General features: G+C 49.3%; 12 protein-coding genes. 1 reads left to right on the top strand and 11 read right to left on the bottom strand.

The annotated features are described in order from the left end of the window. Positions 1–193: 193 nt before the first annotated feature. The 5 genes from DEF47_RS13015 to hrcA form a co-directional block, all read right to left on the bottom strand. On the bottom strand, positions 194–607 hold the full coding sequence (locus DEF47_RS13015; RefSeq protein WP_041303880.1) for a zinc-ribbon domain containing protein: 414 nt from the start codon (positions 605–607) through the stop codon (positions 194–196). Positions 608–891: 284 nt separating this feature from the next. Continuing rightward, the gene (gene dnaJ, locus DEF47_RS13020; RefSeq protein ID WP_012188000.1) at positions 892–2,028 is read right to left on the bottom strand and encodes a molecular chaperone DnaJ; all 1,137 of its coding nucleotides are present in this window, start codon (positions 2,026–2,028) and stop codon (positions 892–894) included. A 145-nt stretch (positions 2,029–2,173) separates the two neighbouring features. Further along, positions 2,174–4,030, bottom strand: coding sequence for a molecular chaperone DnaK (dnaK, locus tag DEF47_RS13025; protein WP_012187999.1), 1,857 nt, complete (start codon positions 4,028–4,030; stop codon positions 2,174–2,176). Positions 4,031–4,125: 95 nt separating this feature from the next. Then, on the bottom strand, positions 4,126–4,641 hold the full coding sequence (locus tag DEF47_RS13030) for a nucleotide exchange factor GrpE (RefSeq protein WP_012187998.1): 516 nt from the start codon (positions 4,639–4,641) through the stop codon (positions 4,126–4,128). Positions 4,642–4,699: 58 nt separating this feature from the next. After that, positions 4,700–5,764: a heat-inducible transcriptional repressor HrcA gene (hrcA, locus tag DEF47_RS13035; RefSeq protein ID WP_012187997.1), complete on the bottom strand. Its 1,065-nt coding sequence runs from the start codon at positions 5,762–5,764 to the stop codon at positions 4,700–4,702. A gap of 424 nt (positions 5,765–6,188) precedes the next feature. Between hrcA and DEF47_RS13040 the strand changes: the two genes are divergently transcribed. Next, positions 6,189–9,242 carry a M4 family metallopeptidase gene (locus tag DEF47_RS13040; protein WP_012187996.1) on the top strand — a complete coding sequence of 1,018 codons (3,054 nt, stop codon included), beginning with the start codon at positions 6,189–6,191 and terminating at the stop codon, positions 9,240–9,242. Positions 9,243–9,334: 92 nt separating this feature from the next. On the opposite strand, the gene DEF47_RS13045 is transcribed toward DEF47_RS13040, so the two are convergent. From DEF47_RS13045 to DEF47_RS13070, 6 genes are all read right to left on the bottom strand, one after another. Continuing rightward, a complete protein-coding gene (locus tag DEF47_RS13045; protein ID WP_012187995.1) occupies positions 9,335–10,123 on the bottom strand; it encodes an ABC transporter permease in 789 nt (262 codons plus the stop codon). Positions 10,124–10,125: 2 nt separating this feature from the next. After that, positions 10,126–10,938, bottom strand: a complete 813-nt coding sequence (locus DEF47_RS13050; protein WP_012187994.1) for an ABC transporter permease — start codon at positions 10,936–10,938, stop codon at positions 10,126–10,128. Further along, a complete protein-coding gene (locus tag DEF47_RS13055) occupies positions 10,931–11,941 on the bottom strand; it encodes an ABC transporter ATP-binding protein (RefSeq protein ID WP_012187993.1) in 1,011 nt (336 codons plus the stop codon). The genes DEF47_RS13050 and DEF47_RS13055 overlap by 8 nt, the downstream gene beginning before the upstream one ends. A 243-nt stretch (positions 11,942–12,184) precedes the next feature. Next, positions 12,185–13,006, bottom strand: coding sequence for a hypothetical protein (locus DEF47_RS13060; protein WP_287045174.1), 822 nt, complete (start codon positions 13,004–13,006; stop codon positions 12,185–12,187). A gap of 18 nt (positions 13,007–13,024) precedes the next feature. After that, a complete protein-coding gene (locus tag DEF47_RS13065; RefSeq protein WP_041303876.1) occupies positions 13,025–13,213 on the bottom strand; it encodes a hypothetical protein in 189 nt (62 codons plus the stop codon). 128 nt (positions 13,214–13,341) lie between these two features. Next, positions 13,342–13,731: a superantigen-like protein SSL4 gene (locus DEF47_RS13070; RefSeq protein WP_012187990.1), complete on the bottom strand. Its 390-nt coding sequence runs from the start codon at positions 13,729–13,731 to the stop codon at positions 13,342–13,344. Positions 13,732–13,736 lie beyond the last annotated feature (5 nt).

A 13,736-nucleotide genomic window follows, 5' to 3' on the forward strand; every position in this document is an offset into this window, starting at 1 on the left:
TAAGAATCAGGCTAAAAAGTGTTAAATAGTATGGGCTATAGTATAACGCAGCTAATCGAGGATAGCACTAGTACTACTCCGTGATCCGTACTAAAGAACTATCTTGAAGTTGTGAGGATCACAAAAAAACCGCCGCTCTTTGGTAAGAGCAGCGGTTTTGCTTATAAGAATGAGGATTGATTCCCCAAGAATCTTACCAGCGGTTCGAGCGTGATGATGATTGTTGGCTTTGGAAACAGTCACGGCAGTAGACTGGTTTGTCGCCACGTGGTACGAATGGCACTTGTGCAGGGCCGCCACATGATGAACAAGTGGTGGTGTGCATTTCGCGTTGACCACGATCTGAACTGTAACCGCCACGATCTGAACTGTAACCGCCACGATCTGAGCCATAGCTGTTGCGGCTATAACCACCACCGCCACCGCCACGGCTTGAGCTTTCGTAGCCACCGCCACCGCGATTTTGCTTGCGGGCTTGGCGGCAGTTTGAACAGCGAGTTGGCTCGTTGTCAAAGCCTTTTTGTGAGTAAAATTCTTGTTCGCCAGCAGTAAATACGAACTCGTTGCCACAATCGCGGCAGTTCAACGTCTTGTCGGTAAAGCTCATTAGCTTGTTTCTCCAACTATGGTAATGTATCCAATTGTTTCAGGTTGGAGTCACGAAGCTCAGGGAAGAGATTGCATATCCACTCAGTCCGAGGTAATGTGAGGAACCAAACCATGTCAACGCAACCATTGTACCAAAAGTACTCACGAGTTACAAGAGGCAAAATCGACTTTTTGCCCATGAATTTAATCGCAAGTAGTAACAATGGGTGAAAAAGTGGTTAAACCAAAGGTGCAAAGGGTAGGTAGCTAGTTAGCCAACCCTACCCCATTAACCAACATGGCTTAACTCCCGAAGATTTTGCTCCAGAAGCCGCGCTCTTTTTGCTCGAAATGGTCCATACCCATGGTTTCGCCAAGTTTTTGGAAAAGTTCGCGTTGCTCGTCGTTGAGTTTGGTTGGCACACGCACTTTGACCACAACCATCTGATCACCTCGGCGGCCCAAATTTCGCCCCGATGAATCAATGTAGGGCACGCCTTTGCCGCGCAAAGTAAAGACTGTGCCATCCTGTGTGCCCGCTGGTACATTCAATGGCTCATCGCCATCAACAGTTGGCACATTGAGTTGCGCTCCCAAAGCGGCTTGCACCAGATTAATTGGCAGCTGCAACAGAATATTGTTATCTTCGCGCACAAAGAAATCGTGTGGTTGTACTCGCAAGTTGACATATAAATCGCCAGCTGAGCCACCACTTGGCCCACTATCACCAGCGCCGCCAATCCGAATCCGCATGCCATCGTCAACGCCTGCTGGCACGGTTAGTTTGCGCTTGACGGTCTCACGAACGCGGCCTTCACCACGGCAGGTTTTGCATGGGATGGGAATAATCACGCCGCGACCATTACATTGATCACAGGTGGTTACCGTGACCATGTTGAGGAAAGTGCGGACGCGCATTTCGCCCGAACCTTGGCATTTGGGGCAGCGAGTTGGTTCGGTACCAGGCTCTGCGCCATTACCACCACAAGGTCCACACGATTCGAGCCGACGATAATCAAGCTCTTTTTCGGTGCCGAAAATAGCCTCTTCAAAGCTAATTACGAGGTCGGCGCGTAAATCGGCTCCTTGGCGAGTGCCACCACGGCTACCACCGCGTGCACCTTGGCCAAAAAAGGCATCAAAAATTGTGCTGAATGGATCGCCGCCAGCGCCACCAAAACCGGCAAACGGATCAAAGCCTTGACCGCTGCTGCCAGCATGACCAAATTGATCATACATGCGGCGCTTTTGGTCGTTGGAAAGCACTTCGTAGGCTTCGGTCGCTTCTTTGAATTTATTCTCAGCCTCGACGTTGCCTGGGTTGCGGTCGGGGTGATATTGCATGGCCAACTTGCGGTAGGCCTTCTTGATCTCGTCAGGCGAGGCACTTTTGCCCACACCCAAAACCTCGTAGTAATCGCGCTTTGCCTCGGTTGCCATACATATCCCTATGATAAAAGTCAAAAGTCAAAGGTCAAAAGCCAAAAGCCAAAGGTCAAAAGTCAGAATCGATGGTCTTTTCGAAATCTTTGGAGTATTTCGCCCTTTGATTTCTGACTTTTGATTTTAGATTTTTGACTTTCGCTTACAGTTCCACCTCGTCGGCGGAGCCGTGGTCTTGGCTCGGCGTTTCTGGCTCGATGCCAAAATCGGGCGCTGGTTTGAGTCGTTGCATTGCCACGCTCAATTCAGCGGTACGATTGTTGATCGCTTCCATATCATCGCCATCAAGCACCGCCCGTAGCGCTGCAATCCGATCTTCGACCGTGTTGCGGGCAGTGTAATCAACGTTATCATCAGCTTCGCGCAACATCCGATCAGCAGCGTAGATCACGCCATCGGCTTTGTTGCGGGTCGCAATCTGATCACGGCGGCGAGCATCGCTATCGGCATGATCTTCGGCATCGCGAATCATGGCTGAAATTTCATCATCATTCAAGCCCGATGATGGCGTGATCGTGATTTTTTGCTCTTTGTTGGTAGCTTTATCGGTTGCGCTGACGTTGACAATCCCGTTGGCATCAATATCAAAAATAACTTCAATTTGCGGCACGCCACGCGGCGCGGCTGGAATGCCATCGAGGGTAAAACGCGCCAAGGATTTGTTATGTCGAGCTTCAGCCCGTTCGCCTTGCAACACATGAATTTCAACGCTGTTTTGGTTGTCGCTGGCAGTTGAGAAAATTTGTGAGCGCTTGGTTGGAATCGTGGTGTTGCGATCAATTAATGGTGTCATCACGCCGCCATAGGTTTCGATCCCCAAGGTCAATGGCGTTACGTCAAGCAACAACACGTCGGTAACATCACCAGCCAGCACGCCAGCCTGAATTGCAGCCCCAATCGCCACCACTTCATCAGGGTTTACACCCTTGTGTGGCTCTTTGCCAAAGAATTTTTTAACCGCAGCCTGCACTGCGGGCATGCGGGTTTGGCCACCAACCAAAATCACTTCATCAACTTCGCCTGGCTTCAAACCAGCATCTTGCAAGGCCAGTTTGATTGGCTTGAGCGTGCGTTCGACCAAATCAGCGGTCAGTTGCTCAAGTTTGGCACGGGTCAGAGTGGTGTTCAAGTGTTTGGGGCCACTGGCATCGGCACTGATAAATGGCAGCGAAATATCGGTTTGCAACACGCTCGAAAGTTCTTGCTTAGCTTTTTCCGAAGCTTCTTTCAAACGTTGCAGTGCCATACGGTCGCTACGCAGATCGATATTATTTTCGCGTTGAAACTCGCTGGCTAGCCAATCGATAATCTTTTGATCAAAATCATCGCCGCCGAGGTGGGTATCGCCGTTGGTCGCCCGAACCTCAAACACACCCTCGCCAAGCTCCAAAATGGAAACATCGAACGTACCACCACCAAGGTCATAGACGACAATTAATTCGTTACTGTTGCGCTCCAAGCCATACGCCAAGGCGCTGGCGGTTGGCTCGTTGATAATTCGCAATACTTCAAGGCCAGCAATTTTGCCAGCATCTTTGGTCGCTTGGCGCTGCGAATCATCGAAATAGGCCGGAACCGTAATCACCGCTTGGCTGACAGGCTCACCCAAATAGGCTTCGGCATCGGCTTTGAGTTTTTGCAAAATCATGGCCGAAACTTCTTGCGGCGAATAATCGCGACCGCCCATCAAGACCCGCGCATCGCCATTGGGAGCGCTGGTCATGCGGTAGGGAATCAAATCTTTATCGCGTTGGACGCTGGGATGATCCAATTTACGACCAATAAAGCGCTTGACCGAATAAATTGTATTTTCGGGATTGGTGACCGATTGGCGCTTGGCAACCAAGCCAACCGTGCGTTCACCGTTTTTGCTCAAGGCAACAATTGAAGGAGTGGTGCGAGCGCCTTCGGCGTTAGGAATCACCACCGCCTCGCCACCTTCCATGACCGCAACCACTGAATTGGTTGTTCCAAGGTCAATACCGATCACTTTACCCATATAGCTCGTGCTCCACAGACAGCGACAAAGCATCGCTAAGCGACGGCCAATCACGGCAGCAATGCCACTTAAAACGATGCTTTGACTAGTTGCTCCTACTTGCCGACTTTGACGACCGTTGGACGCAAGACCCGTTCGCCAAGCTTATAGCCACGGCGTAATTCGGCCACAACTTTGTTTGATTGCGCTTCGTCGCCTTCTTCAAACATAATTGCTTCGTGAATATTCGGATCAAATTCTTCATCAACGGCAGGAATTGGTTGCAGGCCAGCGCCTTCAAGCACCGTTTCAAATTTACGTTGTACTTGTTTAACGCCGCCAATCCACTGATTGTTTTCAATTTCAGCGGGAATTTGACCCATCGCCAAGAGCAGGTCATCGAGCACTGGAAGCAATTTCAACATCAAACCAGCGCTAGCATTGCGAATCAACTCCTCGCGTTCGCTTTCGGTGCGGCGTTTGTAATTTTTGAAATCAGCAATTGCTCGCATCCAGTTGGTTTTGTGTTCTTCAACTTCGCGTTCGAGCGTGGCGATCCGTTCGTTCAGGCTTTCGGCATCGCCTTGAGGATTGGTATCGTCAGTTGATTGTGCTTGCACTTCTTCCGTCATGAGAACTCCGTACCTCCGTAAAGATCAAACTTGTATGATCACAGCCTAGCGTCTAGCACTATTCTGATGGTTCTATTTTGCGTTCGCCATATAAATCGCCCATCAAATCGCTCATCACGCCAGCAATATAACGCACGCTGGAGATGGAACGTGGATAGGCCATGCGACGCGGCCCTAAAACCCCTACCACACCAGCAACATCGCCATTGACCCCGTAACGCGACAAAATCACGCTATAGTCGCGCAGTTCATCGCGGCTATGTTCACCACCGATGATCACTTGCACGCCATCCGAAGCCAAGGCTTGGGGAATCAACGACTCAAGCATGGTGCCGCCTTCAAGGATCGAAAGCACCTCGCGTACCCGCGTCACCTGGCCAAATTCTGGTTGATGCAACATCTCTAGCAGGCCATCGTGATGAATTAATTCGTTGACATGCTCCTCGAATTGTTGCATGGCCCGCGCCACGCTCTCGATCACCAGCACTTCAAAACTGCTAAGCGGCGGCTGGTTGGTTGACTGATTGTGAGCGATGTTGGCAATCGCCTTGGCTGAGGCTTCATGACACAACTCATTAATTCGTCCGGCGATGCGGCTTAGTTGCTCTTGGGTCGTATTGGGGTCGGCAGGCAGCGTTTGCTGCTTGACCGAGCCTTCGTGCAACACCAACACCAACAAGACCAAGGCATCGTTGATTGAAATTAACTCGATATGTTTGAAGCGGCTCTCGTAGGCTCGCGGGGGCGTAACCACCGCCGCCGTTTGGGCGGTGCGAGCCAAAACCGCTGCTGCCAAATGAATCCATTGGTTCAATTCCGAGCGGATTTGATAAAACTGATGTTGGATCATGCGCTGTTCTTGGGTCGAAAGCGCCGCCCGATCCATCAAATTTTCGACAAAAAAGCGATAGCCAGCATCAGTTGGCAAACGCCCAGCCGAGGTATGCAAATGCGTCAACAGGCCAGCATCTTCTAACGCCGCCATTTCGTTGCGGACAGTCGCCGAACTAACCCCCAAACTCCTAGCAAGGTCTTGCGAGGCTACTGGCGTTGCCGTATCGATGTATTGTTGAATAACCGCCTTAAGAACCCGTCGTCGCCGCTCATTGAGTTCAAGATGCATCGCTCACCTCGCTTTAGCACTCTTGGCCGAGGAGTGCTAACTCGGTAAGTTATAAGAGTGGCGTGCTCGCCGCACGCCGCTGAATATTGTAACACGCCGCGATAGAGCAAGCAACGGGGCAGCGCTAGCTCTTACATCGCTCTAACATTTCGCCAAAGCAACAACTAATTGCGACAAAATCTCAAAAATTGGCCCAATTTTTGAGATAACTCGATCTTAAGATCTATGCACATTTTGGCCAGAATGCGCTATAATCGCCAAACGCTATTGCTGATATGATCATCTAGTGCTTTTGGGAGGTTGGCAACGCGGGTCGGAGAGAAACTCTGGTGAGCGAGGATTAGGCAGCATCGGGAGGGGTCTGGCAACTCTTCCTTATAGCGTGATGCTGAGCGTTATTCGTTTAGTGTGTAAGGAAAGATTTATGCGTTCGATGCGAATGCTGCGTTTGCTAGCAGTATTAATTGTTGTGAGCATGCTGCCGTTAAGCCGGAGCAATGCCCAAACGCCCACCACCAATTCGCCCATCAATCGCTTGCTCAGCCAAGGAGCCAATGTTGCTCGCCACAGCCAAACTGGCTATGTGCGCTGGATTGGCGCAGCCGCTGGCACAACCCTCGATCAACCAGTAGGCTTGAATCGCGCTGATACGCTCAACATTGCCAATGCCTATTTGGCTGAATATGGCAATTTGTTCGGCTTAGCTCAAGCCAGCGATGCCACCGTTGCCAAAACTAGCACCACCCAAGATGGTCGCCAGGTTGTGCGTTATAAACAGCGCTACCAAGGCGTGCCAGTCATTGCTGGCGAATTGCAAGTTCAAGTCAATCAGGCTGGTGAATTACTGAGCATCAACGGCGAAGTGTTGCCAAATCTCAATTTAAACACCAACCCCAAAATTGACCAAGCCAAGGCGATTAATACCGCCCAAACCTATGTTGCCACCAAATACGATGTCAATTTGGCAGCGTTGAACGTGAGCAAAAGCGAATTAGCAATTTATAACCCAGCTTTGTTGGGTGGCACAGGCTTACAAAAAAGCAGCCTGGTTTGGTTTGTTACGGTTGAATCAACCAGCAGCAACCCGATTCGCGAATATGTGTTCGTTAACGCCCAGTCAGGCGAAATTAGCTTAGCCTTCAATCAAATTGGCTTTGCTAAAAATCGCTTCGTTTGTAACGATAACAACGTGGTCGATAACGACGATAATCCCAATAACAACTGTGATCAACCAAGCGAATATGTGCGCACCGAAGGCTCAGCCGCTAGCAACGATGCTGATATCGATGCCGCTTACGATTATTCGGGTGATACCTACGACTTCTTCAACTTGTTCTTTGGCCGTAACAGCATCGACAACAACGGCATGAACTTGATCTCACTGGTCAAGCACTGCCCACCTGGCGCGGGCTGCCCGTATGGCAACGCCTTCTGGAATGGTCGCCAAATGACCTATGGCCAAGGCTTTGCTGCTGCCGACGATGTGGTTGCCCACGAATTGTCGCACGGGGTAACCGAATATACCTCGAACCTGTTCTACTACTTCCAATCAGGTGCAATCAACGAAGCCATGTCGGATATCTTCGGCGAATTTATGGATCAAACCAATGGTAGCGCCGACGATGACGAAACTACCCGCTGGATTATGGGCGAGGATTTGGGCGGGATTCGCAATATGCAAGACCCAACCCAAGGTGATCAGCCCGACCGCATGTTGAGCGAATTGTATGTGCTCGATCCTAATCTGCTTGATAGTGGTGGGGTGCACAGTAACAGTGGTGTCGCCAATAAGGCTGCCTATCTTTTAAGCGATGGCGATACGTTCAACGGCCAAACCATCGCCTCAATTGGCATCACCAAAACTGCCCATTTATTCTATGAAACCCAAATTAGCTCGTTAACTTCGGGCAGCGATTATGCCGACCTTGCTTCGGCCTTGCGCCAAGCCTGTACCAGCCTGACAGGCAGCCATGGGATTACCGCCGCCGATTGTGTTGAAGTCAATAAAACCATTTTGGCAACCGAAATGGATCTTCAGCCAACCAACGCGCCAGCCCCTGATATTGCTGCTTGTAGCCCTGGCCAAACCCAAACGACCGTTTTCAACGAAGATTTTGAGGCCTTGCCCAATAATCGTTGGAGTGCAAGCGCCTTGAGTGGCAGCACCGAAACTTGGACTACCAATCCAGCGCCACTCGTTGGGACATATGCAACTAGCGGTAGTGGCTCAGCAACCAACTATAACGGTGTGTATGGGTGGAATCAGGCGGTTGAAGAATCGGCCTTTACCCAAAATGCGAGTGTCACGGTTCCCGCCAATGGCTTTGCCTACTTCCGCCATGCCTATGATTTCTATGCGCCAATCGATGCGGGCGTGGTGGAATATAGCACCAACAATGGTAGTACTTGGCAGTCAGCTGCTGGTTTGTTTAGCTTCAACGGCCCAACTAATATCGCCGAAGATGGCGCGTTTGGCGGCGAGCAAGCCTATGTTGGCAACAGCAATGGCTATAACGCCAGCCGCTTGAACTTAGCCAGCTTGGCTGGGCAATCGATCCGCTTCCGATTCAAGGTCGCGCTTGGCGATACCCCAACGCCAAATCGCTCAGTTACCTGGTCGATCGACGACTTTGAAATTTACACCTGTAATGGCCCAGCCGCACCAGCCGCGCCAAGTTTGTTCCTTAGCAGCGACGTATTGGTGCAACAAGGCAAGCAAACCAGCGCGACCATTGGCACTGCCTCGGATGATCTTGATTTGGCGGGTGCGTTGACAGTCAGTACCGCTGGCGCACCAACAGGCATGAACGTTAGCATCAGCAACCAAGCTGGGATCTTGAAGGCTAACGTGAATTGTGCCTGTAGCAGCGCAGTTGGCACCTACCCGATTACCGTAACTGTGCGCGATAGCGGCAACCTGACAGCCAGTCAAGTATTTAATATCGAGGTTGAGCCAGCTGGCCAAAGCCTGATTAATGGTGGCTTCGAGCTTGGCACCAATTGGCAAGCCTTCTCAAACTCATTTAGCGATGTTTCGCCGCCATTGTGTTCATTGCCTGGTTGTGCTGGCGCACCACGGACTGGCACAAGTTGGTTGCGCTTTGGCGCACGCTCAGGCACGACCGAAACAGCCTTTGCCCAACAAACCTTCACGACAACCGCAGGCGATGCAACGCTGGAATTCTACCTCTCGATTTACGCGCATAACGGTCGGGGAATTCAAGATTACGTCAAGCTTAGCCTTGATGGTGAGGAAATTTTCCGGGTTAGCGACGCAAATACCGAATATGACAATGGCTATGCCAAAGTCACGATTCCGTTGACCGATCTGAGTGCCGGCGAGCATGTCTTGCGCTTCGATTCAGTCAATAACTCAACTGCCAACATTGTGCGCTTTAGTATCGATGATATCAGCTTCGTAACTGAAACCAACCAGTGCCGTGGCTCGAATCTCTATCTACCAATGATCACCAAGTAGCAGCTTAATTGGAGACCCCAGCTTGGTTATTATCAAGCTGGGGTCTTGCTTTTTAGCGATTGAAGGTAGAATACCAACCCGTAGAGCAATTCTCACGAGCCAGTGCTGCCGTAGTGTTTGAGGCCAAATACCCAAAAGCGATAGGCAATGGTGATACTCACGAGCGCTATCAGCGGAGCCAGCCATGCCATCCAGCCAATCGAGTGGCCGAGTAAATAGCTGGCCGGATAATACGAGGCAAAGCCATATGGTAACAGCCATGTCAATAAAATGCCGACTGAGCGATGATAAAAGGTTAGCGGATATTGCGCAAATTCATTGGTGCTGAACACTAGATTGGTTACCGGAATTGAATCCATAATCCAAAAAGCAGTTGCCGCAGTGATTAAATTCAGCGCAATAAAAATAATGCCCCCACTGATAACCATTAATATGATAAAACTAATGCTTGCCAGGGTAATTGGTAATTGTAACTTGACCATTGCATAACCAACCAAGCCAAAGCCGACAATAAAATCACCAATCGCATCATGACAAATTCGATCGGCTAATAAATGGAATAATGGATTAATTGGCCGCACCAAAAAACGATCAAATTGGCCAGGTCGAATATAATCGCGCCCAATCACCCAAAGATTATCAGCAAACAAATGATTGATGCCTTTGGATAAGGTCAACAAGCCGTAAATTAGTAGAATTTGCTCAAGTGTCCAGCCTTGGATGCTTGGAACTTGGCGCAAAACTGCCCACATTGCAATAATGCTCGCACCTTGAAATAGCACGGTTGAAATCGAGCCAATAAAAAAATTCAGCCGATATTCCATCAAAATTTTGAAACGCTGAACGACGAAATACCAATAGATTTTGCTATAACGCAGCATTATCAGCCACCTTGTACGGTTATTTTGCGCACGCTGAAGTTGAACATCAAGCGGGAAAGCATTAACATGACCGCTAGCCAAGCTAATTGTTGCAACCAAATCGATCCAAGCTGATCCAGTGGCGTAATGCCGCTCAATAACGATACCGGAATCGACACACTTTGAGCAAAGGGCATCCATTGGGCAAGGGTTTGTAAACCTGAAGGCAACATGGTTAATGGCAAAAGTACGCCACTAAACAGCATCAAAATAGAGCCTCGCACGACTTGTAAACCCCAAACTTCGGTTGAATAAAAAGCGACACAGCCAAAAATCCAATCAAAGCAGAATAAAATACTACAGCCAAGTAATAACGAAATCAGAAAACTTAGCCAAATTAATGGATCAGTTGGTAAGCGAATATCAAACACTAAAACTGCAAAGCTGCCGGTTACTAAAAGTTGTTGCGCTAAGGCAACAAACGTTCTGGTTAGATGTCCAATAAAAATGCGTTCTTGAAAATCAACTGGTCGCAATAATTCGCTAGAAATGGTGCCTTCACGAATCCAATAGCCAAATTCTTGGGTATAGCCCCATTGTACCAATGGCGCAATCATGCGGGCCAAGATGATATAGGTTAAGGTTTGTTGCATGGTTAGGCCTGCGATGGTTTCGCGTTCGCTATACAGTGCCTTCCAAAACGAAACATACACAATTGTGAGGAAGAGATGCGCCCCAAGCTGCGACCAAAACCATAAATTATAGGCTAGCATTTCTTTAATATTCATGCCAACCACACTGCGATAGATGCGCAAACGATAAGCAAGTTTATTCATTAACTGCTACCTCGTTATAGGCTGTGGGGTTTTGATATAAATGTTTGATGATACTCTCAAGATCAGGCTCATTCAAGGTAAAATCGGCCACATCTATTTGCTGCATCAAGGCTGTGGCTACTTGGCTGGCACTTAATTGGCTGCGATCAAACTTCAATTCAAGGCTATATTCGCTCAAACTTAATTGCTCGCAGGCTGGTGGCAATTGCACATTGGTAATTGGTTGGTTGGTTTCAAAGGTAATTGTGCGATATTTGCCAAATTGTTGCTTGATGGCATGCAACGGCCCATCGTAGACTTTGCTGCCAGCATCAATGATGATCACCCGCGAACAAAGCTGCTCGATATCACCTAAATCGTGGGTCGTAAGCATCACCGTCGTATTATGCGTTTGGTTGTAATCTTTAATAAATTCGCGAATCCGCTGTTTGACCATGACATCAAGCCCGATCGTCGGCTCATCAAGATACACAATTTTGGGTTCGTGAATGAAGGCTGCCGCTAGTTCGGCTCGCATTTTCTGGCCGAGCGACATCGAGCGAATCGGCGTTTTTAAAATTTCGTCAAGCTCTAAGACCTCGCTGAAATGGCTGAGCAATTGCTTATAGCGGCTTGGCTCGACTTCATAAATATTGGCAACCAAATTGAGTGATTCGATCAGCGCTAAATCCCACCATAACTGGCTACGCTGACCAAACACGACCCCAATATTACGCGCATTAGCCACCCGCTCACGCTGCGGATCGTGACCCAAAACTGTAACAGCGCCAGTCGTAGGGTAGAGAATTCCCGTCAACATTTTGATTGTGGTCGATTTGCCAGCGCCATTGACTCCAATATAGCCGACAATTTCGCCAGCATCGATTTGAAAATTCAAATCGTGAACTGCCACTTTTTCGCGATATTGAGGCCGAAAGAGCGCCTTGATCGCCCCTTTGACTCCGCCTTCTTTTTCAATGGTGCGGTAGGTTTTGCCCAAATTACGAACATCAATAACTGACACCGTGGTCTCCTCGTTGGCATGGATGTAAGCACAGGCTCAGTTTAAGCCGCTTGGCCCCAAAGCTAGCCCATCGCATGACTGAGTACCCATCAGCCCCAAGACTGATTGGGTACACACAAGGATATGAGTTTTGTGACTGCAACCAACCAATGCCGTGGGGCGAAACTCTAGCTGCCAATGAGTACTAAGCAGCAACTTAATCGAAAACCCCAGTTTGGTAACAACCAAGCTGGGGTCTGGCTTTTAGCGATTGACTCCAGCTAGCACCTTTTGCTCCAAGAGATCAACGGGCAAAGGAAACTGGGCGGTTATGCGCCCATGTTGGCGTTCTTGAAGCATTGTGCCCGCCACCCCAACTAAAACGAGAGTTTCAGCATCCGCACTCACCACCGCCTGGTGATGCAATGGCAATTCGTCAGTCGATTGCAACGCTCCGGTTGCTGTGTACACGCGATACTCCTTGGCAAGCAACGGCTGTGGCAAACTTCGTTGCCACCACAAATGTTGACTATCCGCCGACCAACCAACAACAGGATTGGTGGTGACAATCTGACCGCTTGCCTGTTGATCAAGTGTCTGCCAAGTTTGGCTGGCATAGTCGTAGCGGCGCAATTCGGCCACCTGCTGGGTTGGGTCAAGCGTGACCATCGCCAAGGCCGAGCCATCGGGAGCCAAGGCTAGGGCAGCGTGCGATACCAACGGCAATGTGAGCGTGCGTGAGGTTTGATCGGTTAAATTCCACCAGACCAGCGTTTGTTCAGTGGCCGTTTGGCTTTGGCGATAAACGAGGGCTTGTTGGTTGGCACTGACCCAATAATCAGGCCAATCGGCTAATTCGGCTAAAATCTCGATTTTAGCTTGTTGGTTAAGCGTTAGCTTGGCTAACACTGGCTGGAGCGTAGCGGAGCCATTTGGTTGATCATGAAACAAGACATAGAGTGTTTGTCCATGCCAGGCCAGCGGCTCAATCCGTCGGTAATCATTCGGCTGGAACGTTGTTTCAAATGCAGAAAGCTGATTGGTGACTAAATCTAAGCGCAACAAACGGGGCGATTCATGGGGCACTCGGATAATCAGCACTTGTTACAAATTGGGATCGATCAAAGCTTGACTCATCCCATTGAATACATAATCTGGGTTCGTATACTCAATTTGAGTATGGGTCTGCATTTGTGGATCATACAACCATAGCTCATGAGGCTGAGGGTCTGGATTGTAGCGCATATACAAGACTAAAGCTGGTAAATAAGGCCGATTGACGACTACATCCATATTCTCAAGCAGATCAACTTGTTGATCGCTCCAGAGAGTCGAATATGAAACCCTTCCCTTGGCGAACATCGCTAGTGGGTAACGCTCAGTTTCAGGGAGTAGGATTTCGGTAGCAGAGACTGGTTGCTCTATTGATTGGTTGTCAAATCAAAAAGCTGAATAAAATGGGCCAAATGGGTAATTGCAAGTTGCTGTTCAGCAAAGATACTGATAAATTTATAAGGATATTCGGCACCAACAGCGGTTAATTCGCCACTTGGTTCTATCCAAAAATAGTTAATATCTAAGCCAAATTCAGGTTTTTTCAATTGCACCAACACCCGTTCATTGGTGGGCACACGCAAGGGTAGCGGGGTTGGGGTGGCGCTTGGTTGGGTTGGGCTGGCTTGGGCTACTGCTGGTGGCATGGTTGGGCTAGCTTGAGTAATCACGGTTGGGGTGGGCTGTTGGGCTTGGCAGGTGCTCAACACCCCCAAGCATAGCAACAACCCAAGCCTGCGATAAACCTTCTGCATCATGGTCG

The organism is Herpetosiphon sp. (assembly GCF_003512625.1).
Lineage (GTDB): Bacteria > Chloroflexota > Chloroflexia > Chloroflexales > Herpetosiphonaceae > Herpetosiphon > Herpetosiphon aurantiacus.

What these genes read in the sequence shown, in the direction of transcription:
- DEF47_RS13040 (WP_012187996.1), top strand. Translation starts at nt 6,189, where the DNA reads ATGCGTTCGATGCGAATGCTGCGTTTGCTAGCAGTATTAATTGTTGTG.
- dnaK (WP_012187999.1), bottom strand. Translation starts at nt 4,030, where the DNA reads ATGGGTAAAGTGATCGGTATTGACCTTGGAACAACCAATTCAGTGGTT.
- DEF47_RS13070 (WP_012187990.1), bottom strand. Translation starts at nt 13,731, where the DNA reads ATGATGCAGAAGGTTTATCGCAGGCTTGGGTTGTTGCTATGCTTGGGG.
- hrcA (WP_012187997.1), bottom strand. Translation starts at nt 5,764, where the DNA reads ATGCATCTTGAACTCAATGAGCGGCGACGACGGGTTCTTAAGGCGGTT.
- DEF47_RS13045 (WP_012187995.1), bottom strand. Translation starts at nt 10,123, where the DNA reads ATGCTGCGTTATAGCAAAATCTATTGGTATTTCGTCGTTCAGCGTTTC.
- DEF47_RS13065 (WP_041303876.1), bottom strand. Translation starts at nt 13,213, where the DNA reads ATGGATGTAGTCGTCAATCGGCCTTATTTACCAGCTTTAGTCTTGTAT.
- DEF47_RS13015 (WP_041303880.1), bottom strand. Translation starts at nt 607, where the DNA reads ATGAGCTTTACCGACAAGACGTTGAACTGCCGCGATTGTGGCAACGAG.
- DEF47_RS13050 (WP_012187994.1), bottom strand. Translation starts at nt 10,938, where the DNA reads ATGAATAAACTTGCTTATCGTTTGCGCATCTATCGCAGTGTGGTTGGC.
- dnaJ (WP_012188000.1), bottom strand. Translation starts at nt 2,028, where the DNA reads ATGGCAACCGAGGCAAAGCGCGATTACTACGAGGTTTTGGGTGTGGGC.
- DEF47_RS13030 (WP_012187998.1), bottom strand. Translation starts at nt 4,641, where the DNA reads ATGACGGAAGAAGTGCAAGCACAATCAACTGACGATACCAATCCTCAA.